At 74.9% G+C, this 23,174-nt stretch carries 18 protein-coding genes; 7 read left to right on the plus strand and 11 right to left on the minus strand.

Annotated features, from left to right (window positions below; genetic code table 11):
* Positions 1–28: 28 nt before the first annotated feature.
* Entirely contained in the window at positions 29–613 is a 585-nt protein-coding gene (locus ACIOFR_RS27060; protein ID WP_401001651.1) for a hypothetical protein, read from the minus strand.
* Positions 614–811: 198 nt separating this feature from the next.
* Here ACIOFR_RS27060 and ACIOFR_RS27065 point away from each other — a divergent pair, with 198 nt between their 5' ends.
* Complete coding sequence (locus ACIOFR_RS27065) at positions 812–4,177, plus strand: hypothetical protein (RefSeq protein ID WP_401001653.1); 3,366 nt, start codon at positions 812–814, stop codon at positions 4,175–4,177.
* A gap of 60 nt (positions 4,178–4,237) precedes the next feature.
* On the opposite strand, the gene ACIOFR_RS27070 is transcribed toward ACIOFR_RS27065, so the two are convergent.
* Positions 4,238–4,813 carry a TetR/AcrR family transcriptional regulator gene (locus ACIOFR_RS27070; RefSeq protein ID WP_401001677.1) on the minus strand — a complete coding sequence of 192 codons (576 nt, stop codon included), beginning with the start codon at positions 4,811–4,813 and terminating at the stop codon, positions 4,238–4,240.
* A 135-nt stretch (positions 4,814–4,948) separates the two neighbouring features.
* On the opposite strand from ACIOFR_RS27070, the gene ACIOFR_RS27075 reads away from it, so the two are divergent.
* Positions 4,949–6,184: an FAD-dependent oxidoreductase gene (locus ACIOFR_RS27075; protein ID WP_401001655.1), complete on the plus strand. Its 1,236-nt coding sequence runs from the start codon at positions 4,949–4,951 to the stop codon at positions 6,182–6,184.
* A gap of 174 nt (positions 6,185–6,358) precedes the next feature.
* Entirely contained in the window at positions 6,359–6,973 is a 615-nt protein-coding gene (thpR, locus tag ACIOFR_RS27080) for an RNA 2',3'-cyclic phosphodiesterase (protein WP_401001656.1), read from the plus strand.
* Positions 6,974–7,023: 50 nt separating this feature from the next.
* Here thpR and ACIOFR_RS27085 read toward each other — a convergent pair whose 3' ends face one another.
* From ACIOFR_RS27085 to ACIOFR_RS27105, 5 genes are all read right to left on the minus strand, one after another.
* Positions 7,024–7,731 (minus strand): B3/4 domain-containing protein, encoded by a 708-nt coding sequence (locus tag ACIOFR_RS27085; protein WP_401001658.1) that lies wholly within the window; start codon positions 7,729–7,731, stop codon positions 7,024–7,026.
* 121 nt (positions 7,732–7,852) lie between these two features.
* A complete protein-coding gene (locus tag ACIOFR_RS27090; protein ID WP_401001659.1) occupies positions 7,853–8,689 on the minus strand; it encodes an EamA family transporter in 837 nt (278 codons plus the stop codon).
* A gap of 121 nt (positions 8,690–8,810) precedes the next feature.
* Entirely contained in the window at positions 8,811–9,533 is a 723-nt protein-coding gene (locus ACIOFR_RS27095; protein WP_401001660.1) for a hypothetical protein, read from the minus strand.
* Positions 9,530–10,657, minus strand: coding sequence for an NAD(P)/FAD-dependent oxidoreductase (locus ACIOFR_RS27100; RefSeq protein ID WP_401001661.1), 1,128 nt, complete (start codon positions 10,655–10,657; stop codon positions 9,530–9,532). The genes ACIOFR_RS27095 and ACIOFR_RS27100 overlap by 4 nt, the downstream gene beginning before the upstream one ends.
* On the minus strand, positions 10,654–12,657 hold the full coding sequence (locus ACIOFR_RS27105) for a LodA/GoxA family CTQ-dependent oxidase (RefSeq protein ID WP_401001663.1): 2,004 nt from the start codon (positions 12,655–12,657) through the stop codon (positions 10,654–10,656). The genes ACIOFR_RS27100 and ACIOFR_RS27105 overlap by 4 nt, the downstream gene beginning before the upstream one ends.
* Positions 12,658–13,042: 385 nt before the next feature.
* Between ACIOFR_RS27105 and ACIOFR_RS27110 the strand changes: the two genes are divergently transcribed.
* From ACIOFR_RS27110 to ACIOFR_RS27120, 3 genes are all read left to right on the plus strand, one after another.
* Positions 13,043–14,029 carry an NAD-dependent epimerase/dehydratase family protein gene (locus tag ACIOFR_RS27110; RefSeq protein ID WP_401001665.1) on the plus strand — a complete coding sequence of 329 codons (987 nt, stop codon included), beginning with the start codon at positions 13,043–13,045 and terminating at the stop codon, positions 14,027–14,029.
* A 159-nt stretch (positions 14,030–14,188) separates the two neighbouring features.
* A complete protein-coding gene (locus tag ACIOFR_RS27115) occupies positions 14,189–14,998 on the plus strand; it encodes a hypothetical protein (protein WP_401001667.1) in 810 nt (269 codons plus the stop codon).
* Positions 14,999–15,228: 230 nt separating this feature from the next.
* Positions 15,229–15,963, plus strand: a complete 735-nt coding sequence (locus tag ACIOFR_RS27120) for a class I SAM-dependent methyltransferase (protein ID WP_401001668.1) — start codon at positions 15,229–15,231, stop codon at positions 15,961–15,963.
* 16 nt (positions 15,964–15,979) lie between these two features.
* Here the strand turns inward: ACIOFR_RS27120 and ACIOFR_RS27125 are convergent, their stop codons facing one another.
* From ACIOFR_RS27125 to ACIOFR_RS27140, 4 genes are read right to left on the minus strand one after another with little or no spacing between them, the layout of a single operon-like run.
* On the minus strand, positions 15,980–16,600 hold the full coding sequence (locus ACIOFR_RS27125; protein ID WP_401001669.1) for a sarcosine oxidase subunit gamma: 621 nt from the start codon (positions 16,598–16,600) through the stop codon (positions 15,980–15,982).
* Positions 16,590–19,487 (minus strand): sarcosine oxidase subunit alpha family protein, encoded by a 2,898-nt coding sequence (locus tag ACIOFR_RS27130; RefSeq protein ID WP_401001671.1) that lies wholly within the window; start codon positions 19,485–19,487, stop codon positions 16,590–16,592. The genes ACIOFR_RS27125 and ACIOFR_RS27130 overlap by 11 nt, the downstream gene beginning before the upstream one ends.
* Positions 19,484–19,762, minus strand: a complete 279-nt coding sequence (locus tag ACIOFR_RS27135) for a sarcosine oxidase subunit delta (RefSeq protein WP_401001672.1) — start codon at positions 19,760–19,762, stop codon at positions 19,484–19,486. Before ACIOFR_RS27135 ends, ACIOFR_RS27130 begins: the two co-directional genes overlap by 4 nt.
* A gap of 29 nt (positions 19,763–19,791) precedes the next feature.
* Positions 19,792–21,009: a sarcosine oxidase subunit beta family protein gene (locus tag ACIOFR_RS27140; protein ID WP_401001673.1), complete on the minus strand. Its 1,218-nt coding sequence runs from the start codon at positions 21,007–21,009 to the stop codon at positions 19,792–19,794.
* Between the two features lie 323 nt (positions 21,010–21,332).
* Between ACIOFR_RS27140 and betA the strand changes: the two genes are divergently transcribed.
* Positions 21,333–23,012 carry a choline dehydrogenase gene (betA, locus tag ACIOFR_RS27145; protein ID WP_401001675.1) on the plus strand — a complete coding sequence of 560 codons (1,680 nt, stop codon included), beginning with the start codon at positions 21,333–21,335 and terminating at the stop codon, positions 23,010–23,012.
* Positions 23,013–23,174 lie beyond the last annotated feature (162 nt).

Raw genomic sequence — 23,174 nt, forward strand, 5'->3', positions numbered from 1 at the left:
CCCACGGCGTGGAGCGGCCCACCCCGGTTCAGGAGGCGGTGCCCCAGGTGTGGGCGACGTCGACGACGAGGCGGTTGTCCAACTGGAAGACCCGGAACGGGAGACGGGCGCGGACCCCGAGACCGATCTGGGTCTCGCCCTCGAAGCTGCCGGCGAAGCGGGTGTCCGCGAAGGTGCGGTAGCCGTTCAGGTCGACACCGGGCAGTGCCTCCCCGGCCCGGCCCGGGTAGACCACCTGCCAGGTGGCCGGGTCGTAGGTGGCCGCGCCGACGACGATCTCCAGCACGGCGCCGCCGCGCACCGGGATCGCCGTACCGGAACCGGCCTGCCGGACGGCGTTGCCGGTGACGTAGTGCACCTGGTAGGCGAGCGGGTTGGCGGGTGTCGTGCCGGGGACGTCCAGGACCAGACGGTCGAAGCACTCCTGCGCGCCGGTACGGACGTTGGACAGTGCCTGCGGCTGGTAGGGGACGGTCCGGTCCTGCCGGTCCACGCTGCCCCAGCCGGTCGGGCAGGCCGAGACGCCGGGTGCGGCCGAGGCCGTCGGGACCGCGGTCGCCACCGCCCCCGCGGTGAGCAGTACGGCAGCCAGCGCGGTGGTCCACCGTCGCATGTTGTTCCCCCTTGGTCCGTGCCGGCCCCGTCGGCCGGCCCCGCACTCATCCACGCTCCGGCACGGGAAAAGGTCACGGTGCTTCCGTCGGGGTGCCGGACGCCCGGACACCGGTGGGCGTCGGGAGGACCCGGACGTGGCCTGCCGGACGGCGGAAATCCGGTGGGAAGCCGTGTCGTGCCCGGTCACAATGACCGCATGCCGCACGACACCGAACAGTTGCTCGCCGACCTCGACCCGCTCCCGCACGCGGAGCGCCAACGGCTCCTCGCCCGCCGGGCCCACGAGCTCGCCGCCGCCGGCGAGCTCCCCGGGCTGCTGTCCGACCTGGAGCGCTCCGGGGTGTACGGCCGGCGGCTGGCCGCGCTCGCCGCATCGGCCGGCCGCGCCACCGGCCACCTCACCGAGCGGCTGACCGACCCCGACCCGGTCGTCCGCGGGTACGCCCTGCGCGCCGCCCGTACCCGGGACGTCCCCGACGAGGCGATCGAGGCGGCGTTCGTCGGCGCCTCCTGCACCCTGCGCCGACAACTGGCCCGGGCCGTCCGACAGAGCCGCCGCCACCGGCTCGCCGAGCGGCTGGTGGACCGCCTGGGCGCCGAGTGGGGCGACGCGGAGGCCGCCCGGCTGCTGTCCGCCTGCGGCCCCGGCTTCGTCGCCCGGGCCCTGCCCGACCTCGCGCACGCCGCACCGCTCGCACCCCTCGCCGCGCGCTTCCCGGACGAGGTCCTGGACCACCTGGAGCGCGTCCTCGCCGAGCGCCCCGAGACGCTGCGGCTCGGGCAGTGGCCCGCCCTCACCGAGGTCCTCGGAGCCACCGTGCGGGCCCGCCCCGAACGGGTCCTCGCCCTGCTGGAGCGGTTCGGCCCGGACCTCCCGCTGCGCCGCGACCACCTGCCGCCGCTGGCCGCCACGGACGCCGAACGCACCGTCCGGCTCCTCGCCGACCCGCGGCGCGGTGCGGTCGGGCCGCACACCGCACCACCCACCACCGGCACGCTGCGCCGCCTGGTGCGCGCCGACCCGCCCTCGCTCCCCGCCCTCGGCCGCCACTGGCTGGCCGCGCCCCGCTGCTTCGCCGCCCTGCTGCGCGCCCTCCCTCCGGGCCGGCGCGACGCGTTCCTCGACGTCGTGTACGCCGGAGCGCTCCCGCGGGAGGCCGAACTCCCCGTCCTGCTGCCGCTGTTCCCGCACGCCCGCCGGCACGCCGCGGCGCGGCGGCAGGTCGCCGCACGCCGCGCCGAGGGCCGTCCCTGGGCCGCGGTCGCCCCCGCCCTGGCACACCTGCCCACCGATCAGGCTCAGCCCGAGCTGCGGGCGGCCCTCTCCCGCCCGGACGCCGACGACCGGGCCGCCACCTGGACCGCCCTGCTCGCCAACGCCGCCGCCTCCGGCGACCGGGCCGCCGTCCAGGACGCACTCGGCCTGCTGCCCCGACTGCGCAACGAGCAGGACCCGGTGCGCTGCGCGGCGCTGACCGCTCTCGTCGAGGTGCCCGCCCGGCTGCTGACCCCGGCAGCGGTGCCCGTCCTCGACGTCGTCGTGCAGGACGCCGTCGACGCCCGCGACTGCTCGTACGCGACCCGCGCCGCCCTGCAACGGCTGGTCGCCGAGGTGCTGCGCGAACACGCCGTCGTCGGCGGGAGGGAGCTCGTCGACTGGGCACTGCGGAGCCTGCAGCGGATCGCCGGGCAGACCGGCACCGTCGAACTCGGCCGGCTGGAGCACCGGCTGCGGCGGGGCCAGGAACACGCCGTCTTCGCGACCCTCCGGCCGTGGCTGGACACGATGGCCGACACCGCGGAGTACTGGCTGCTGTTCACCCTGGCCCGCTCGCTCGGCCGACGGGCCCGCGGCATCCCCGAGCTGCAGGAACTCCTGCTGCACGCCCTGCAGTTCGGGTCGGACGACGCGTTCACGACGGCCGCCGCCCTGTGGCTGGACGACCCGCGCACCCGCGGCGACCGGGTCGCCCGGATCCTCGAACTCGAACCCTCCGCCGCCGTTCTGCCGCTGGTGCAGGACGTGCTGGCCGAATGGCGGACCGACCTGCTCGACCCGCTGCTCGCCCCCGTCCCCCCGTACGGGCGCTTCCTCAAGCGCCCGCACCGGGCACCCCTGCCGCCGACCTGGTCCGCGGGCCGCTGGACGCCGCGCCAGTGGCGGGCCGCCGCACGCCTCTTCGCCGCGGCGGCCGGCGACCCCACCCTGCCGCTGTACGGGCGTGCCGCGACCGTCCACCCCGCGGCCGCGATCCCGGAACACGGCGAGGCGGTCGTCCGCGCCCAGCTGGACTCCGCCGAGGTGGTGCTCGTCGAAGCGGCGCTCGCCGCGCTCGCCCGGACGGCCCGGCCCGCCGACGCACTGGCCGACCTGCTGGCCCACGCGGGCGGCGACCGCGCCCGCGTCGCGGTGTACGCCGCCACCCGGGCCGCCCGGTCCGCTCCGCCCGGCGAACTCGCCGAGCGGCTCGGCGAACTGCTGGCCGCGGCGCAGGGCGTCAAGGTGACCAGCCGCAAGGAGGCCGTACGGCTGGCGGCGGAACACCTGCCCCGGCGGGCCGCCGCCGACCTGCTGGTCGCCGCGTACCGCGTCGAGGGCCAGCACCGCGACGTACGGGCCGCCGTGGTCGCCTTCGCGACCGGCCTGCTGGACGCCGAACCCGTCTGGCAACTGCTCGCCGAAGCCGCCGGGCAGGGGGAGCCGCCCGTACGCCGCGCCGTCCTGCGGGCCGAGCCGCCACACCTCCCCGAGACCCACCGGGCCCGCTACGCCCGGCTGGTGGCCACCGTCGCCACCGCACCGGACCCGGAGGTCGCCGCGCCCGCCCTCGCCGCGCTGCGGCGGTGGGCCGTCTGGGCCCCGGAGACCGCGGACGTGGCCCGACGGGCCGTCACCGACCCGGTGAACCGCGGCGGCTGGCGGGAGGCCGCGAGCGTCGTCCGCGCGCTCGCCGCCTCCGGACTGCCGCACCCGCTCGGCGGCGCCGCCCCCGGCAGCCTGCTGCACCGCACCCTCGCCGAACTCGTCTCCGCGGCGCGGACGGACGACCCCGACGCCGGGGACGACCGGGATCTGCCGGCCCGCCGCAGGCTGGCCCACCTCGTCGACCTCCCGGCCGACGACGACCACCGGCCGCTGCTCTCCGGCGTCGCCGACCTGCTCTCCACCGAACCCGAGCTCGCGGACCTCAGGACGGCCGCACTGCGCCGGCTGGTCGACCCCGCGGCCGGGCCGCAGGCGCTCGCGGCCGCGCTCGGCGCGCTCGCCGAGGCCCACCACGGCCGCCCGGCGGCGGCCGCGCTCACCGCGCTGGCCCTGCTGCGGGAGCACACCTCGGGCCCGCTGCCACCGCCGGGGACCGTCGAGGCGCTGGCGCGGACCGCCCGGCGCGGCGGGGACACCGGACCGGCCGCCGGACTCCTCGCCACCGCGTTGACCGAGGTGTTCGGGGACCGCCTCGGCTGGCCACAGGAGTGGCGCGCCCTCCTGCGCGAACTGCGCCGCCACCCCTCGGCGGACGTCCGCGAACGGGCCCGCGCGGCCGTCACCCACCGGGAGTGAACCGCGGCCGGGCCGTCCGACCCCTGGAACGGGCGGACGGCCCGTGCTGCCGGCGTCGGGTCAGCCGGTGCGGGTGCCGGTCCAGCCGTTGGCGAGCAGGTCGAAGACCCGGTCGAGGGCGGCGTCGGGGTCGTGGGACCCGCGGACCAGCAGGGGGGCCTCCAGGGCGAAGTGGGCCAGCGCCCGGCAGCCGGGGTCGTCGGCGGGCAGACCGGCGTCGTCGGCGATCGCCGCGGCCAGGGAGTGCTCGTGCCGCAGCCACATGCGGCGGGCGTACTCGCGCAGGGCGGGGGTGGTGTCGATCAGGTGCAGGAAGTCGTCGAACCGGGGGTCGGTGCGGACCCGCCGGGAGTGTTCGCTCAGCAGCATCCGGTGCAGGGCCTGCGGGACGCTCCGGTCGGCGGGGCGCTCGCGGACGGCGGCGACCAGGGCGGCCTCGCGGTCCACGTCCTGGTCGAAGACCAGTGCCTCCTTGCCGTCGGGGAAGTGTTTGAAGAGCGTCGTCACCGAGACGTCGGCCGCGTCGGCGATCTCGCGGACCCCGACCTCGTCGTAGCCCCGTTCGGTGAACAGCCGCAGCGCCGCGTCGGCGAGGGCCTGGCGGGTGGCTGCCTTCTTGCGCTCTCGGCGCCCCATCTCGGTCACCCGGTCACCTTACCCCTTTCGTGGAGCGACTCAGAAAGTTGAGCTGTTACGCTTTTTGAGCGGATGCACCCAAGGGGGTGCCGTCGCGACCCTTTCGCGATCCGCACCACCCCAGGGAAGGTCCCGATGACGAACAGCACACCCCGGATCTGCGTGGTCGGCGGCGGACCCGCCGGTCTGACCTGCGCCCGCGTCCTGCAAGGCCACGGCATCGAGGTCACCGTGTACGACGCCGACGACACCGTGGACTCCCGCGACCCCGGCGGCACACTCGACCTGCACGCCGACTCCGGACAGATCGCCCTCGCGGACGCCGGGCTGCTCGACGCCTTCCTGGCGCAGGCCAGGCCGGAGGGGCAGGCCAGCACCCGGCGCGACCACCACGGCACGGTCCTGGCGGAGTTCACCCCGGGCCCCGGCGACGTGGCCGCACCGGAGATCGACCGCGGCCGGCTGCGCCGCCTGCTCCTCGACCACCTGCGGCCGGGCACCGTCCGCTGGGGCCACCGTCTCGTCCGCGCGACCCCGCTCGGCCACGGCGGGCACCGCCTGGAGTTCGCGGGCGGCAGCACGGTGGAGGCCGACCTGGTGATCGGCGCCGACGGGGCCTGGTCGAAGGTCCGCCCGCTGGTCAGCGACGCCGCCCCCCACCACCTGGGGGTCTGCTTCCTGGACGCCCGGTTCGACGAGGTCGACAGCCGCCACCCCGAGGTCGCCGAGATCGTCGGCGCCGGCCACATGTTCGCCAACGACAACGACGGCCGCGCGGTGATCCTCCAGCGCAACGGCGGCGGTGTGGTCCGCGGCTACCTGGCGTTCCGCGCCGCACCCGACTGGCACGTCGGCGCCGGCGTGGACCTCACCGACCGGGAGAGCATCCGCGCCCACCTGGCGCGGGAGTTCGGCCACTGGTCCCCGGCCATGCGTGCGGTGACCGTCCGCAACGACGGCGACTACGTGCCACGGTCCTTCTGGGCGCTGCCCGCCCCGCTCACCTGGGAACACGTCCCGGGGGTCACGCTGATCGGTGACGCGGCCCACCTCATGGCGCCCTTCGGCGGCCACGGCGCGAACCTCGCGATGCTGGACGGCGCGGAACTCGCGCACGCGATCAACCGGGCGGTCGGCCCCGACCCGGCGGTCGGCCTCGACCGGGCGGTCGCCCGCTACGAGTCGGACATGTTCGCCCGCTGCGGAGAGCTGGCCGCGGGCGCGAACGAGGCCCTGGTGGAGTTCTTCGCCACCACCGACGTGCCGGACCTGCCGCCGGACCCCGAGCAGGAGCACCGGGACTACCTCGCCCGGGCCGATGCCTACCGGCAGGAGCGGGCCCGGCGCGCGGGCGAGCACACCACCGCCTGAGCGGGTCACCCGTTGCGGGGCGGAGCGGGCCCTGTCGACACCGCTGCGGCCGACCGCTCACCCGGGGCGGACGGCCGCACCGTCCCGGCTCGGCCGCTGCCGGGGGCGGCCGGGGCGTTCGGGGCCCAGGGGGTCGACGCGACCCGGAGGGCCGGGGAGTGCTAGAAATCCCTGGTGGACGTTCCCCCCGAGGCCTCGACCCTGCGCGTGTTCGTGGCGCTGGCCCCGCCCGACGACGCGAAGGACGAGCTGGCCCGGGTCCTGCGGCCCGCCTGTGCCGGGTACCCGCGGCTGCGGTGGAACCGGATCGAGGACTGGCACATCACCCTGGCCTTCCTCGGTGAGCTGCCCGCCACGGCGGTGCCGTCGCTGCGGTCGGTGCTGGCCGGCCTGGCGGCGTCGCACCCCGCCCCGCAGCTGGGCCTGCGCGGCGGCGGCCACTTCGACGAGCGACTGCTATGGAGCGGGATCGACGGGGACCTGGAGGGACTGCACCGGCTCGCCGCCGACGTCCGGGAGACGGTCCGGTCCTGCGGGATCGAGTTCAGGGACCGTCCGCTGCGCCCTCATCTGACCCTGGCGCGTTCCCGTCGCGACGATCCCACCAGCGTGCCGCGGGCCGTGGCCGCTCTGACGGGGTTCGTGGGCCGGCCGTGGCGGGCGGAGCGTCTCCACCTGGTCGGCAGCAACATCGGCCGCGGGCCCGGGCCGATCCACTACCGCGACATCGAGGCGTGGCGACTGGGGACCACGGTCCGGGCCGGGGGCGGCGGGCCCGCCGAGCCGTAGCCGACCGGCGGGCGTCCGAGCGGCGGTCCCGCCCGGGCCGGGCGGCCCGGTCAGACGGCGGCCTGTGGGTGGGCCGGGCCGAGGTGGTCGAGGGTGGTGTGCTCGGTGTGGGGAGCGAGCAGGTGCCGCAGTTCGTCGGCCGCGGCGTCGAGGGCGTCGCGGTCGCGGGTGGCGTGCAGGGTTTCGAGGACGAAGGTGACGTGGGTGGAGCTCTCGGTGACGCGGGTGCGGTGGGCGTCGCGGTGGTTCCAGTGGCGGGTGAGGACGCTGGTGGTGTCGGTGTAGATGATCTCGCCGGGCCTGGGGTGTTCGAGGGTGTCGGGTTCGCCGAGCGGGGTGAAGGACTCGGTGCCGTCCGCCTGGCGGATGACGATGTCGCCGGTGACCTGGTCCAGGTCGAAGGCGCCGGCGGGCAGGCCGTGCCGGACGGAGACGGCGTTGTACGAGTCGACGGCGGGGTTGATGCGGGGCAGGGTGCCCTTCTTGGCGAGGCGGCGGCCGAGCGCGTCGACGCTGGGGCGGGTGCGGCGGGGATTGGTGCCGAAGGCGCGGTAGGCGGTGTGCCAGGCCTCGATGTGGGGGTGGGTCTCGTCCGCCGGGTGCCAGGTGCCGTCGGCGACCCGGCGTTCCAGGTCCTCCAGGGCGGCGGTGGTGGCGGGCCAGGCGTGGTGGCCGCGCAGTCCGGTGGCGGTGACCAGGGCGATGAGGGTGTCGGGAAAGGCGGTGGCCACGGCGGCGTCGAGGCGCAGGAGGGGCATCGGTGGTCTTCTCCTCGTGATCGGGTGTCGGGGTGTCGGGCTCGGCGGCCCGGGGGCTCGGGGGCGGGAACGGGGGTGTGGTCGCCCGGGCAGCGGGCAGCGGGCAGCGCGCAGCGGGCGGTCAGGCGAGGGCGAGGAGGCTGACGGCGAGTGCGGCGACGCCGAGGCCGGCGAGTTGGCCGCGGTGCATGCGCTCGTGCAGGACGGCGCGGGCGAGCAGGACGGTGCCGGCCGGGTAGAGGGCGGTGATGACGGCGACGACGGTGAGGTCACCGCTGCGGACGGCGAGCAGGAAGAGCAGGTTCGCCACGGAGTCGAGGACGCCGGCGGCCGCGGACATCGCGTACGCGGGCCGCTCCGGTCCGAGGCGGTGGCGCAGCAGGACGGCCGCGGCCAGCGTGACCGCGGAGGAGACGGCCCGTCCGACGATCAGCGGGGCGACGCCGCTGTCGTCGGGTGCCTGGTGCAGGAACACGAGCTGGAGGGCGATGGCGGCTCCCGCGCCGAAGGCGAGCAGCAGCGCGGTGCGGGAGGGCCGGGCCGATCCGGTGCCGGGGCCGGCGCTGACGAGCACCACGGCCAGCAGGGCGAGCGGAAGGCCCACCAGCCCTGCGGCGCCCAGGTGTTCACCCTGGAGCAGGCCGACCGCCACCGGCAGCGCGGCGGACACCAGCGCGGTGACGGGGGAGAGGACGTTCATCGGGCCGATCGCCAGGGTGCGGTAGAGCAGCACGAAGGCGGCGGCCGAGGCGACACCGGAGGCGGCGCCCCAGCCGATCGCCCCGGGGCTGAACGAGGCGCCCAGTACCGGCCAGAGCAGCAGTTCGACGGCGAGGGAGGCGGGCGCCGCGATCAGCACGGTGCGCAGCACGTGGGCCTTGCGGGAACCGAGGCCGCCGAGGAAGTCCGCGCAGCCGTAGGCGACGGAGCTGCCGAGGGCGAGCAGCAGAGCGATCACGGGTCATTCCTTACCGTCCGGTGGAACGACCCCAACGTACATCAGATCGACCGAAAGGAGCAATGGACCGACCGGCAGGTCGGTCCATTGCTCCCAAGAGTGGGCGGCGCCGCTCGCGCGGTCAGGCCGTGTTGAGGGAGGTGTGGTTCCACCAGCCCTGGCGTCCGGCGGTGAAGGTGACCGTCCGGTCGCCGATCTTCCCCTCGTAGCCGGTGCCGGTGGTCAGCGGGCTCTTCGGGGCGGCGCCGTGGGGGTCCTTGACCGTGGGCACGGTGACGGTCGCCGCGGGGGCGAGGTCGCCGGGCTGGAAGCCCCGGGGGTCGACGGTGGTGATGACCTCGTCCCAGTTCGGGGCGCCGGCCAGCCGGTGGGCGAGGTGCACCTCGTCGCCCTGGCCGAAGGACAGGGCGGTCACGTAGTCGGGGTAGCCGGCATCGGCTTCGAGCGGCCGGTAGTGCACCACGTCCTCCTTGCGGCAGGTCGCGTCGGTGACCGGGAGCAGCGGGGTGAACGTCCGGTTGCCCTGGGCGTCGACGGTGACCCGCTCCAGTTCCACGGGCAGCGAGGTCCGACTGCCGTCCACGATGTCCTGGAGCGGCCAGTGGCCCTCGGTGAACAGCGAGTAGTAGACCTGCTGGTCCTCGTGCGCGGCCAGGTCGGTCAGGTACGTCTCGCGCAGGCCGTCGGGCAGCCCGAACCTGGTGATCATCTGGAAGGCGTGGATCGGGACGTGGTACAGGCCCAGGTGGTAGCTGAAGACGTTCCTCCTGCCGATCAGCAGGAAGCGGTGCCCGTGCCGGTCGGCGGTGGCGCTGACGGTGTCGGGCAGGGGGTGGATGCTCATGCGGAGATCTCCTCGGGTGTCGGGGTGTGCCGGCGCTGCCAGAACGGCCGGTCGTGCCAGCGCCGTTCGGCGGCGTAGTGGGTGCGGTGGTTGCGCAGGTAGGCGGTGCCGACCGCGGCGACCGTGTGCGCGTACTCGTCGAGCGCGGCCGGGTCACCGGCCAGGTGGGCGTGCACCGCCTGGCCGGCGCTCATGCCGGTGAAGAGGGCGGTGAGGATGCCCTGCGAGGACAGCGGGTCGAACGCGACGGCGGCGTCCCCGGCGGCGGTCCAGCCGTCGCCGGAGAAGGTGTCGAGGCGGGCGGTGTGGGCGGGCGCGCGCCGGGGCGTGACATCCCGGGGCCACGGGTGGCCGCCGGTGAGGGGACGGATGTGCCGGGTCACGGCGAGCCGGTCCGCGAGCGGTCCGCGGGCGGCGGGCAGGTCGGCGTCGGTGTACCAGGCGAGCAGACGGCGGCCGGCGGGCAGTGGCGCGGTGTACCACCAGCCGTCGGGGGCGGCCTCGACGGTGGTGGTGGTGTCGGCGCTGGGCGGCGCGGCGGCACCGAGGGTGAGGTGGACGGCGAGCAGCCGGTCGCGGACCAGCCGTCGGGCACCGCAGACGGTGGCGATGCGGGCCCCGCGGCCGGTGGCGTCCACGAGCCATCGGCAGTGGGCCGTGCCCCGGCCGCGGAGTTCGACCGTCCACCCGCCGTCGCTCGTGCGGGCCCGGGGCCGCACCGCCGTCCCGGTGGCGAGCCGTGCGCCCTGTGCCCGGGCGCAGGCCCGCAGTTGACGGTCGAACAGCTGCCGGTCGAGGTGCCAGCCGTGGCCGTGCGGGTCCAGGATGCTGTCGAGGGATCCGAGTGCCGCGCTGCCCCAGGCGGACCGGTTGGAGCGGCACGGCAGGTGGCCGCCGGTCAGGGCGCGGTCCGCGCCGAGGTCGCGCAGCAGCACCCGGGCGGCGGCGGGCAGCGCCTCGCCGACCGGGGCCGGTCCGCGGCCGGCGTCGGCCAGCAGCACCGTCCGGCCCGCCCGGACCAGGGCGAGCGCGGCGGCCGCACCTGCCGGGCCCGCGCCCGCCACGACCACGTCGTAGCGGGCGCCGCCGGCCGGGGGAGGCCCGGCGGGTGCGGCGGGCCTCACGAGCCGCCGTCCGCGGCGCGGGCGCCGCCGCCGTTGGCGGACTCCTCACCGAACGGGTCGAGCTTGTCGATGTACCCGATGGTGATCTCGTCGGTGGCGTACCCGGTCCGTTCGGCGACGTCCCCGAGCACGTCGCCGTAGGCGCTGCTGTCCAGCGCGGTGGCCTCCGGGACGTGGACGGTCACCAGGTTGCGGTTCGGCGAGACGCCGTCCAGCGGGAAGCCGGGGACGGACTCGACCTGGACGACGTCGGGGAACCTGCCGTCGCCGACCGTGTAGCGGCGGGTCTCCACGATGCCGAAGTGGTGCCACTCCTCGGCCGCCTGGGCGAGCTGCTGCTTGTACTCGCCGTGCAGGCCGCGCAGCCAGGAGGCCCGGCGGGCGAACGCGTCCTCGCGTTCCTCCGGCGAACCCGCGCCGCCGGCTTCCTTGTTGACGATCCGGAAGTCGTCCTCGGTGAGCACGTGGTTGGGCACCCGGGCGGGCCAGAAGGTCGGCAGGTGGGGGTCGTAGCGGCCCTTGGGCAGGGCGTTGGACTCGTAACCGGATCGGCAGCTCGCGGTGTCGGTCTGCCACGGGATCGCCATCCAGCGGGTCAGCCCGCCGGGCGGCTGGGCGTGCAGCGGGCCGTCCGCGCCCAGCGCCCGTTCGGCGCTCAGCTGCGGGCCGTAGTCGGGTTCCGGGGTGTTGTCGGCGCGGTGCAGGATCCGGAACGGCTCCTGGTACATGGTGGTGTGCCGGACCGGCCAGGTGACCTCGCAGCCGGGGTGGAAGGCGTCGGCGAGGCAGAAGTCGAGGGCGGCGCGGTCCAGCAGGCCGGGCTGGTCGGCGACCGGGGCGTCCTCCAGCCGGCTCGGGAAGCCGGGCACCGCGGCGGTGCTGAACTCCCCGGACGCCCACTTCTCCAACTGCGCGATCTGGGTGTCGGACAGCGTCATGTACTGCAGCTGCGACTTCGGCTTGCTGGCCATGCCGTCGCCGTAGAACCACGGCCAGGGCTGCGGCGACAGCCCGTCACGCTCGTGGTCGCGCATCGCCGTGAACACCTGCCGGCGCAGCTCGCGGTTGCGCTCGGCGGTGCTGGACAGCCGGCCGAGCAGGGCGGGGGCCATGAAGTCCTCGGGGCCGCCGAAGCCGTGGTGGGTGGCGTAGCCCTTGTTGACCCACTGGAGCTCGCAGAAGCGGTACAGGATCGGCTTGATGTCCCGCTCGAACGACACCTCCTCGGTCGCTCCCCCCGGCGGCTGCGGCCGGAAGACGTCGTGCAGCAGATCCCACAGGGTGCGCGGGGTCTTCACGTCGGGGGCGTAGTTGGGCGGCCCGACGACCACCCAGGCGCCCTTGACCTCGACGTCCCTGCCGTTCAGCTTGAGGGTGGCGGTGACCGGCCCGTCGGAGGTGTCGTCGTACCAGCCGTCGTTGTTGCCGAAGGAGTGCAGTTCCTCGCCGCCGGGCGCGCCGGAGGTGCCGTGGCCGCCGAGGACGACCAGCCGTCCCTCCTCGTCGGTCTGCATGCGGCCCAGGGGGACGTCGACGCCGAGGAAGGTGCCGCCGGTGAACTCGACGACCTCCGCGCCGCCGGGAACCAGGGATTTGCGGCCGGGGTCGATGACCAGCGCGTTGCGGGCGGCCGGGCCGTCCACCTTGTTGTTGCGGCGGGCGGAGGCCTTGCCCTTCATGTCGGGGATGTCGAGGGCGAGGTCGAAGTTGTACCAGGCCGCCTTCCGGTTGGCGACGTGCACGGTCCACGCGACCTCCACCCCGGCCTCGGAGGGCTTCAGCTCCCGTACCACCCGGCCGGAGCCGTCGTAGCCGTAGATCCGGAAGCGGGCGGCCTCGCGCTTGATCGCGCCGGTGCCGTCCTTGTAGAAGCCGACCGGCGCCGGTTCGGGTGAGGGCGTCTCGGGGCCGTGGAACCAGCCGTCCTCGCGGCTGCTGTTGCCGACGCGGGCCACCCCGATCGCGGGGTGGATCTTCGCGTAGGCGATCTCGTCGGTCATCGGGCTCACTGTCCTTTCCTGGGCAGGGCTCGTGCAGGTGCTGGATGGGTCGTGGGTGCGCTCCGTCCGCACGGCGGCCTCGGCGCTGTCGCCGCCGCCCGCAGCAGCGGACGGCGGCCACGACCGAGGGCTGGTGCGGGCGGACGGTTCGCTACCGACCATGACGGATCGAGTACGATCCATTCGGGCGGCTCGCAGGTACGACCCCGGATGTAGGCCACACGGGGAGGGGTGGGACCGCAGGCCCGGGGGTCCCGTCCGTTCACGAGCCCGGGCAGCAGTCGCGTACCGCCGGAAGCCGTCCCCCCGAGTTCCGCTGACGGCGATTCCGCTGACGGCGGATGGGGGTGGACCGATCGGCTCCACCCTGGGAACAGTGGCCTGCATGCGACTTCTCATGCTCGGTGGGTCCGGCTTCGTCGGACGCGCCCTTGTCAACGACGCCCTGTCCCGCGGCTGGGACGTGACCCTCCTGCACCGCGGCAGCCGCCGCCCGCCGGCCGGAGCCACCGTCCTGCGGGGCGACCGCACCGCCCCCGACGGACTCGCCGCGCTCGGCGACGGCGCATGGGACCTGGTGGTGGACACCTGGTCCGCGCGGCCGTCGGCCGTCCGCGATGCGGCGGCGGCCCTCGCCGAGCGCGCCGGCCGGTACGTGTACGTCTCCAGCGGCTCCGTCTACGCCGACCCGGTCGACCACCGTGCGGCCGAGCACGGCCTCCTGCTGGACGGCTCACCCGACGACGGCGACGTCTCCTACCCGCAGGCCAAGCGCGGCGGCGAACTCGCCGTCACCGGCGCCTTCGGCGAGGACCGTTCGCTGCTGGTGCGGGCCGGGCTGATCCTCGGCCCCGGCGAGGACGTCGGCCGGCTGACCTGGTGGCTGGGCCGGATCGCCCGCGGCGGCCCCGTGCTCGCCCCCGGCCCCCGCGACCTGCCGCTGCAGTACGTCGACGCCCGCGACCTCGCGAGCTGGACCCTGGACGCCGCCGAACGCGGCCTGTCCGGCCCGTACAACCTGGTCAGCCGGCCGGGCCACGCCAGCATGGGCGAACTCCTGGAGGCGTGCGTCGCCGCGACCGGATCGGACGCGGAACTCCGCTGGACCGACCCCGGACGGATCGCCGCCGCCAAGATCGCGCCGTGGACCGAGCTCCCGATCTGGGCACCGCCGGGCGAACTCCACGAGTTCCTGTACGGCGCCGACACCTCCAAGGCGTTCGCGGCCGGGCTGCACTGCCGACCCGTCACCGAGACCGTCGCCGACACCTGGGAGTGGCTGAAGACCCTGGACGGCGTCTCGCCGCAGCGCCCCGACCGCCCGGTCCTCGGCCTGACCCCCGAGGCCGAGGCCGCCGCCCTGCGCGTCTGACGCCCGGCGAGCGCGGTCGGCCGCACGGTGACGACCGGGCCGCCGCCGGGCGGCGGCCTGCGGGGCCGGCCTGCGGGGCCGGCCTGTCGGGGGCACGGCCTAGGGTCGGGAACCGTCGGCCCCGGTCCCACGTCACCGGAGCCGGGAACGGGAGGGGACATGGAGGACACGGCGGCGCGGTTCGACAGCGCGCGGACGGCGGCGACGCTGCGCGAGGTCGCGCGGGCCTCCGCGGGGCTGGTCGTGCTCGACCCGGGCCTGCCGGACGCGGTGATGGACGGCTGGCCGGTCCCCGTGCCGGAGGAGATCCGGGTACTGCTCCGCTCCGTCGCGGGGGTGCGGATCACCGTCTCGCGGTCCGCCCTGAACGGTCACGAGTCGGTCGAGCACGTCGACCTGGCCCACCCGTACAACGTCGCGGACGCCGGTGCCGGCTGGTACCTGGACCACGCGGGGGGCGCCGGGACCCACTGGTTCGTCCACACGGACACGGGTGACGGCCACGACTACGTCGACGTCGACCCGGCCACCGGGTCGTGGGGAGCGGTGTTCCGGTTCTGGGACGCCACCGACACGGTACGGCTCGCACCCTCGCTTCCGGTCTGGCTCGACGCGCTCACCGGCTGCCTTCGCGGCGCGCTGGAGGAGACGGTCGCGGGAACCGCCGTCCCGTCCGGGCCTGAGGGGGCAGCCGCCGTCCGGGCCTTCGGCAACCGCTTCGCCGAGGCCTGGGCGGCCCTGGACGAGCACCCCACGGACGTCGGAACCGTCACCGCGGCGCAGGCCGGCGCCGGGCCCGACCCCCTGCTGCGCGAGGCCGCCGCCGGCCTGCCCGCGGACGCGCTGCTCGCCGACCTGCGGCCCGTTCACGGCCCGGCCCGGGTGGTGTTCGACCATCCCGTCAGCTGCCGCTACGCGCGCCACGCGGGCGGCGCCGTGCTGATCGCCACCGCCTGGGACGGCGAGTAGCGTGTCGGCCGGGTCCCGGTGGGGCCACCCTTCGTGCCCGATCGTCACGTCGTGGCCCACCGGGGTCTTCCCCCGACGGGGTCGACGACCTGGCGGCCCACGACGGTGCCGACCCGGCGGTGGTGCGGGGTCGAACGTGGTGTGAAGGGTCGGTCTGTACGAGTTTCCGCCCGGGCGGGTGCCGGTATGGAGGTCGTTGTCGGTGCCACGGAATTCGGGAGACAGTGCTGATGGGTGTTTCGGAGCGCTACGTGCGCGCGTGGGAGGGCTTCTGGGCCGAGTGCACGGGGGAGCCGGGTGAGGCGTTCTGGGACGCGGACGCGACGCTGACGGCGGCTCCGCACACGGCACTGCTCGCCGCCCACGCCGACCGCACGTTGCCGATCGTCGACCTCGGCTGCGGCAACGGCACCCAGACCCGCTACCTGGCCGGGTACTTCCCGCGCGCGGTGGGCGTCGACCTGTCCGCCGCGGCGGTCGCGCACGCCCGTCGGACGGACGGCGACGCGGTGGCCGAGTTCGAACAGCTCGACCTCACCGACCTGGTGGCGGTGCGGCGACTGGGCGACCGGCTGGGCGAGTCCAACGCCTACCTGCGGGCGGTGCTCCACCAGAGCGACCCGGCGGACCGGGCGCCGGTCGCGGCCGCCGTCGCTCTGCTGCTCGGCCGGCGCGGCCGGGGGTTCGTGGTCGAACCGACCGCCGCCGCCAAGGCGGTGCTCCACCAGGTCGCCGAACGGCCCGGTGGCCCGCCGGAGAAGCTCCGCCGGGTCCGCAGGCACCAGCTGCGCCCGGCCGAGGTCGCCTCGGACGAACTGCCCGCGCTGCTGTACGGCGCCGGGCTGGAGATCCTCGACCAGGGCGAGACCGGCCTCGCGATGAGCGAGCGCCACCCGGACGGCACCCGGGTCGCCCTGCCGGCCCGCTGGTTCGTGGTCGCAGCGGCAGGGGACCGGGACGCCTGAGCACCCGCCGACAGCGTCAGACCGTGAGCGGGGGGTGGCGGTACTCCTCCATCGCGTCGAGCAGCCAGTGCGTCAGGTGCTGCGCGAACGAACCCCGCACCAGCAGCCGGTAGGTCGGTTCCGCGTCGACCTGCTGGATGATCACGTTGACCCCGGCGAGCAGCGTCTGCGCGCAGCGGCCCGGCCCGAAGACGCGTGGGTGCAGGTCGAGAGCGCAGCCCTTCTCCAGAACCGGGCGGGCGGCGGGCCCGGACAGTTCGAGCGTGGTGCGGTTGGCCGAGACGTCCACCACGGACCCGGGCTCGTCCCTCAGCGCCGCGCGCAGCAGTTCGGCCGTGGCGGGTGCGGAGCCGTCCGGGCCCACCACCAGCCACTCCTCCGGACCCAGCCACAGCACCCGCAGGTCGCCCGCCTCGCCGACGGTGCCGGGGTCGGTGGGCAGCGGCGTGCCGAGCGCCGAGGCGATGCGCCGTGCGGCTGCGTCGCGCGTGCTCAGCTGGAGGTCCAGCTGGGCGAGGAAGGGCACCTCGCCGAGCCGCACCCCCCGCTCGCCGGTGGTCGAGTGCGCGGCGAGCACGTCGTCGAGGTGCCCGAGCGGGCTGCGGCGCAGGGTGTGGCGCAGGGTGTCAGCCGTCACGGCGGGTCCCCTTCGGGTCGTAGAGGACGGTGTCGGTGATCGTGGCGGCGATCGTGCCGCCCGGCAGCGGCGCGTACACCGTCTCGCCGTGCCGCGCCCTCCCGCCGGAGACGAGGGCCAGCGCGAAGGTGCGGCCGAGCGCCGCGCTGCGGTAGCTGGAGGTGACGTGTCCCAGGGCCTTCGTGGGCGGGACCCCCTCGGCGTCCGCCACCAGCTGCGCGCCCTCGGGGAGCAGCACGGCGGGGTCCACGGGCAGCAGGCCGACCAGTTGCCTGCGGTCGCCGCGCGCGGTGTCGGCGCGGCGGAAGGAGCGCTTGCCGATGAACTCCTTCTTCGTGGAGACGATCCACTCCATGCCGAGGTCCTGCGGGGTGACCGTGCCGTCGGTGTCCTGGCCGACGATTGGGTAGCCCTTCTCCGCGCGCAGCACGTGCATGGTCTCGGTGCCGTACGGGGTGATGCCCAGGGGCTCGCCGGCCCGGATGACGGACTCCCAGACGGCCAGGCCGTACCAGCTCGCGACGTTGATCTCGAAGGCCAGCTCGCCCGAGAACGAGATCCGGCAGACGCGGGCGGGTACGCCGCCCGCCAGGTGTGTCGTGCGGGCCGTCATGAAGGGGAAGGCGTCGTTCGACACGTCCAGGTCCGGGGCCAGGGCGGCGACGACCTCGCGGGACCGGGGGCCGACCACCGCGACCGTGGCCCACTGCTCGGTCACCGAGGTGACCCGCACGCGAAGGTCGGGCCACTCGGTCTGCAGCCACTCCTCCAGCCAGTCCAGGACGGCGGCGGCGTTCCCGGTCGTGGTCGTCATGACGTAGTGGTCGTCGGCCAGGCGCACGGTCACGCCGTCGTCGAGGACCATGCCGTCGGCGCGGCACATGACGCCGTACCGCGCCGAGCCGACGGCCAGTTTGGCGAAGGCGTTGGTGTAGACGCGGTTGAGGAACTCGCCCGCGTCGGGGCCGATGACGTCGATCTTGCCGAGGGTGCTGGCGTCCATGGCGGCGACGCCCTCGCGCGCCGCGCGGCACTCGCGCAGGACGGCCGCCTCCATGGACTCCCCGGGCCGCGGGTAGTACCACGGGCGCTTCCACTGGCCGACGTTCTCGAAGACCGCGCCGTGCCCGACGTGCCAGGGGTGGATCGCGGTGGTGCGCACCGGGTCGAAGAGGGCGCCGCGCTCGCGCCCGGCGAGCAGGGCGAAGGAGACGGGCACGTACGGGCCGCGGTAGGTGGTGGTGCCGACCTCGCCCGGTGAGCGGGCGCCGAGCAGCCGGGCGATGACGCCGGTGGCGCTCACGCCGGACGCCTTGCCCTGGTCGTGCGCGGTGCCGATGGTGGTGTAGCGCTTGATGTGTTCGACCGACCGCATGCCGGCCCGGATCGCGCGCTGCACGTCCGCGACGGTCGCGTCGCGCTGGAGGTCGACGAAGTGGTCGTGCCACTCGGCGGGTTCGCCGCTCTCACCGGGCACGATCCACACCGGTCGGGGCGGGGCGGGAGGGCGGTCACCGGAGCTGGGGGGTGTGGCCGGTGCGGCGGCGGGGAAGCCGGCCAGGGCGGCCGCCTCGGCTCCGGCGGCGAACCCGCCGTCGAGGCACCCGGCGAGGTCGAGGACGCCCCGGGCGGCCCCGGCGCTGTCGACGTGCTGGGCGGCCTGTGCGGGGACGAACGCGGCGAGGCCGTCGTCGTAGCGGGTGGTGCCCTGGGACTGGCTCCACAGGTGGACGGCCGGGCTCCAGCCGCCCGAGACGGCGAGCAGGTCGCAGGCCACCTCGCGGACCGGGCCGTCGATCGCGTCGTCGGCGTCGAGCCCGGCGACGCGGACCGCCGAGATCCTCCCCGTGGCCCCGGGCCGGGCGGTCGCCCGGTCCGCCCGGGTGCCGACGACGGCCGATCCGGTGATCACCTCGATCCCGGCGCCGCGCGCCGAGTCGACGAGGTCGGCGGGCGGCTCGGGCCGGGTGTCGACGAGTGCCGCCACCTCGGCCCCGGCCGCGACCAGGTCGAGCGCCGTGGCGTAGGCGTGGTCGTTGGTGGTGAGGACCACGGCCCGGCGGCCGGGGAGCACGGCGTACCGGTTCACGTACGTGCGCACGGCGGCGGCGGACATGACGCCGGGCAGGTCGTTGCCGGCGAACACCATCGGCCGCTCGTGGGAGCCGGTCGCCAGGACCACCCGCCGGGCCCGGATGTGCCACAGGCGCTGCCGGGAGACACCGGGGACGGGGGCCGGGCCGAGGTGGTCGGTTCGGTGCTCGGCGACGAGCAGGTAGTTGTGGTCGTAGTAGCCGATCGCCGTGGACCGGCCGAGGATCCGGGTGTCGGCCTGCGCGGCGAGTTCCGCACGGACGTCCGCCACCCAGTCGAGCGCCGGGCGGCCGTCGATCGACTCCCGCCCGGCGAGCAGGGATCCGCCGAGTTCCGGCTGGTCGTCGACCAGGACGGTCCGGGCGCCGGAACGCCCGGCCGCGAGGGCCGCGGCGAGTCCGGCGGGGCCGCCGCCGACGACCAGCACGTCGGTGTGGGTGTGCGTCTTGTCGTGGACGGCCTCGTCCGGGCCCGGGTCGAGGCGGCCGAGGCCGGCGAGGCCGGTCGCCGAGAGGCCCTCGTACAGCTCGGTCGTGGTCGCCAGCAGCATCGGCTCGGAGCAGGGGCCGTCGAGCTGGACCAGGGCGTTGGGCTCCTCCACCCCGGCCGTGGCGATGCCGCGGGGCCGCCTCCGGTACAGGCCGGGGGCGACGTGCAGCACGCCGTTGGCGAGCAGGGCGGAGGCGAGCGTGTCGCCGCGCAGGCCGGTGTACTCCACCCCGTCGAAGGTGAAGCGCAGGGGAGCGGAGCGGTCGACCCGTCCGCCGTACGGGAGGCGGTGGGACTGGGTCATGAGATCACCGGCTTCGGCTCGCCGGCCGGGTGGACGGCCAGGATCTGGTGGGTGACGGTGTGGCGGACCACGGTGAACCAGCGCCGGCATCCGGCGGCGTGCGACCAGCGTTCCGCGAAGGGGCCCTTGGGGTTGTCGCGGACGAACAGGTACTCGCCCCACTCGCCGTCGGACAGGAGCTCCGGGGCCGCCGGGTGGGCGACGTGGGCCTGGCCGCCGTAGTGGAACTCCAGTTCTTCGCGTTCGCCGCACCAGGGGCAGGCGATCAGCAGCATGGGGAACTCCTGCCGGGTGGGGGTCGGGGTCAGTGGGCCACGGCTGCGGCGCCGTGCTCGTCGATGAGCGCGCCGGTGGTGAACCGCTCCAGCGCGAAGGGCGCGGCCAGGGGGTGCGGTTCCCCGGTGGCGATCGCGTGCGCGTACACCCACCCGGACGAGGGCGTCGCCTTGAAACCGCCGGTTCCCCAACCGCAGTTGAGGTAGAGGTTCTCGACCGGTGTCGGACCGATGATCGGCGAGGCGTCGGGGGTGACGTCGACGATTCCGCCCCAGGTGCGCAGCACGTGGGCCCTGGCGAAGATCGGGAACAGTTCGAGCGCGGCGGCCATCTGATGCTCGATCATGTGGAAGGAGCCGCGCTGGCCGTAGCCGTTGTAGGAGTCCACGCCCGCGCCCATGACCAGCTCGCCCTTGTGGGCCTGGCTCACGTACACGTGCACGTGGTTGGACATCACCACGGTGGGGTGCACGGGTTCCAGCAGCTCGGAGACGAGCGCCTGGAGGGGGTGGCTCTGCACGGGGAGTCGCAGTCCGGCCAGGCCGGCGAGGACGCTGCTGTGCCCGGCGGCGGCCAGCGCGACCTTCCCGGCGCTGATCGGTCCCCGGTTGGTCTGCACGCCGACCACGCGGTCGCCGTCGCGCAGGAATCCGGTGACCTCGCAGCCCTGGATCAGGTCGACGCCGTACTCGTCGGCCCTGCGCGCCAGCGCCCAGGCGACGTGGTCGTGCTTGGCGATGCCGGCCCGGCGCTGCAGCGTCGCGCCGAGCACCGGGTAGCGCACGTCGGGGGAGGTGTTGACGATCGGGCAGAACGCGCGTACCTGGTCGGGGTCGAGCCATTCGGCGTCGACGCCGCCGAGCCGGTTGGCGTTCACCCGCCGGGTGCCCTCGCGGACGTCCTGGAGGGTGTGCGCGAGGTTGAGCACGCCGCGCTGGCTGAACAGGAAGTCGTAGTCCAGCTCCTGGGGCAGCACCTCCCAGAGCTTCAGCGCGTGCTCGTACAGCGCCGCGCTCTCCTCGCAGAGGTAGTTGGACCGGATGATGGTGGTGTTGCGGGCCATGTTTCCGCCGGCCAGCCAGCCGCGTTCGAGGACGGCGACGTCGGTGATGCCGTGGTTGCGGGCGAGGTAGTAGGCGGTGGCCAGACCGTGACCGCCGGCGCCGACGATGACCACGTCGTAGGAGCGCTTGGGGTCGGGGGTGCGCCACAGCCAGTCGGGGTGCTCGGGCAGCTGGTGGGACATCGCGGGACTCCTGGAGAGGTGCGGCGTCTGGGCCAGTCGTTGCTGGTGTGAGTCGAGGGCGACGGTGCCGATGCTGTTTCAGACTACGCACAGGGTTGCGCCAAACACAACAGTCGGGCAAGGGGGTGGTGAGGGGGCCTTGACGGGGCCCGAATCGGTCCGGAAACTGTTGCGCACTGTGAAAGCGGTTTCCCCTAGCGAAACACGCCGTCCATGTCCGCGCCGGCCGCACCGCGCCGCCAGGCCCTCGCAGACCCTGCAGCAGCACCCTCGCCAGACTCGCAGAACCGGCGTCACCGCCCCGAGAGCAACGGCAGGACACCATGACCTTGCAGCAGTACGACTTCATCATCGTCGGCGGGGGTTCGGCCGGCTGCGCGCTCGCGGCCCGGCTCAGCGCCGACCCGGCCAACCGGGTGCTGGTGCTGGAGGCGGGCCGGCCGGACTACCCGTGGGACGTCTTCATCCACATGCCGGCGGCGCTGACCTTCCCGATCGGCAGCCGGTTCTACGACTGGAAGTACGAGTCCGAGCCGGAACCCTTCATGAACGACCGGCGGATCTACCACGCCCGCGGCAAGGTCCTCGGCGGGTCCAGCAGCATCAACGGAATGATCTTCCAGCGCGGCAACCCGCTCGACTACGAGCGCTGGGCCGCCGACCCCGGCATGAAGGACTGGGACTACGCCCACTGCCTTCCCTACTTCAAGCGCATGGAGACCTGTCTCGCCGACCGGGACGCCCGCGGCGCGGCAGCGGGCGGCGGCGGCTTCCGCGGACACGACGGCCCCCTCGTCCTGGAGCGCGGGCCGGTCACCAACCCCCTGTTCGCCGCCTTCTTCGAGGCCGTGCAGCAGGCGGGGTACCCGCTCACCGACGATGTCAACGGCTACCGCCAGGAGGGCTTCGCCGCCTTCGACCGCAACCTCCGGCGCGGACGCCGGCTCAGCGCCGCCCGCGCCTACCTGCACCCGGTGATGCACCGCCGCAACCTCGACGTGCAGACCCGGGCCCTGGTCGGCCGTGTCCTGTTCGACGGAAGGCGGGCGGTCGGCGTGGAGTACAGCCGCGGTGGGGCGCTGCACCGGGTGAGCGGCGGCAAGGTGATCCTGTCCGGAGGCGCCGTCAACTCCCCGCAGCTCCTCCAGCTCTCCGGCGTCGGCAACGCGGCGGAGCTGGACGCGCTCGGCATCGAGACCGTCCAGCACCTGCCCGGCGTCGGCGAGAACCTCCAGGACCACCTGGAGGTGTACGTCCAGCACGCGTGCCGGCAGCCGGTCTCCCTGCAGCCGGCCATGAAGATGTGGCGACGGCCGTTCATCGGCGCCGAGTGGCTCTTCCTGCGCAAAGGGCCGGGCGCCACCAACCACTTCGAGGGCGGCGGCTTCGTCCGCAGCAACGACGACGTCGCCTACCCCAACCTGATGTTCCACTTCCTGCCGATCGCGGTGCGCTACGACGGCTCCGCGCCGGCCGGCGGGCACGGCTACCAGGTGCACATCGGCCCCATGTACTCCGACGCGCGCGGCTCGGTGAAGATCAGGTCCAGGGACCCGCGCGAGCACCCCGCCCTCCGGTTCAACTACCTCTCCACCGCCCAGGACCGCCGGGAATGGGTGGAGGCGATCCGGGTCACCCGGAAGATCCTCGGCCAGCCCGCCTTCGCCCCTTTCAGCGACGGCGAGATCTCGCCCGGCCCCGGGGTCGAGACCGACGAGCAGATCCTGCAGTGGGTCGCCAAGGACGGTGAGACCGCCCTGCACCCCTCGTGCACCGCCAGGATGGGCACCGACGAGATGTCGGTGCTCGACCCGGCCACCCTGGAGGTCCACGGCCTGGAGGGGCTGCACGTGGTCGACGCGTCCGCGATGCCGTACGTCACCAACGGCAACATCTACGCGCCCGTGATGATGCTCGCCGAGAAGGCCGCCGACCTCATCCTCGGCAACACCCCGCTCGAACCCGACCGCACCGCGTTCTACCGGCACGGCGGGAACGCCTGATCCGCCGGCCCGCGCGGGGCGGACCGGCGGACGGCCCGCCTACAGCGCGGGGTAGAGCTACAGCGCGGGGTAGAGCGGGTACTTCTCGGCCAGGGCGGTGACGCGGGCCTTGAGTGCGGTGGCCTTGGCGTCGTCGAAGGCGGGGAGGAGGGCCTGGGCGAT

This window comes from Kitasatospora sp. NPDC088346 (genome assembly GCF_044740765.1).
Taxonomy (GTDB): Bacteria; Actinomycetota; Actinomycetes; order Streptomycetales; family Streptomycetaceae; genus Kitasatospora.

Excerpts from the sequence above, each read along its gene's own strand:
- ACIOFR_RS27060 (WP_401001651.1), bottom strand. The coding sequence starts at position 613 with ATGCGACGGTGGACCACCGCGCTGGCTGCCGTACTGCTCACCGCGGGG.
- ACIOFR_RS27065 (WP_401001653.1), top strand. The coding sequence starts at position 812 with ATGCCGCACGACACCGAACAGTTGCTCGCCGACCTCGACCCGCTCCCG.
- ACIOFR_RS27070 (WP_401001677.1), bottom strand. The coding sequence starts at position 4,813 with ATGGGGCGCCGAGAGCGCAAGAAGGCAGCCACCCGCCAGGCCCTCGCC.
- ACIOFR_RS27075 (WP_401001655.1), top strand. The coding sequence starts at position 4,949 with ATGACGAACAGCACACCCCGGATCTGCGTGGTCGGCGGCGGACCCGCC.
- ACIOFR_RS27085 (WP_401001658.1), bottom strand. The coding sequence starts at position 7,731 with ATGCCCCTCCTGCGCCTCGACGCCGCCGTGGCCACCGCCTTTCCCGAC.
- ACIOFR_RS27095 (WP_401001660.1), bottom strand. The coding sequence starts at position 9,533 with ATGAGCATCCACCCCCTGCCCGACACCGTCAGCGCCACCGCCGACCGG.
- ACIOFR_RS27105 (WP_401001663.1), bottom strand. The coding sequence starts at position 12,657 with ATGACCGACGAGATCGCCTACGCGAAGATCCACCCCGCGATCGGGGTG.
- ACIOFR_RS27110 (WP_401001665.1), top strand. The coding sequence starts at position 13,043 with ATGCGACTTCTCATGCTCGGTGGGTCCGGCTTCGTCGGACGCGCCCTT.
- ACIOFR_RS27115 (WP_401001667.1), top strand. The coding sequence starts at position 14,189 with ATGGAGGACACGGCGGCGCGGTTCGACAGCGCGCGGACGGCGGCGACG.
- ACIOFR_RS27120 (WP_401001668.1), top strand. The coding sequence starts at position 15,229 with ATGGGTGTTTCGGAGCGCTACGTGCGCGCGTGGGAGGGCTTCTGGGCC.
- ACIOFR_RS27130 (WP_401001671.1), bottom strand. The coding sequence starts at position 19,487 with ATGACCCAGTCCCACCGCCTCCCGTACGGCGGACGGGTCGACCGCTCC.
- ACIOFR_RS27135 (WP_401001672.1), bottom strand. The coding sequence starts at position 19,762 with ATGCTGCTGATCGCCTGCCCCTGGTGCGGCGAACGCGAAGAACTGGAG.
- ACIOFR_RS27140 (WP_401001673.1), bottom strand. The coding sequence starts at position 21,009 with ATGTCCCACCAGCTGCCCGAGCACCCCGACTGGCTGTGGCGCACCCCC.
- betA (WP_401001675.1), top strand. The coding sequence starts at position 21,333 with ATGACCTTGCAGCAGTACGACTTCATCATCGTCGGCGGGGGTTCGGCC.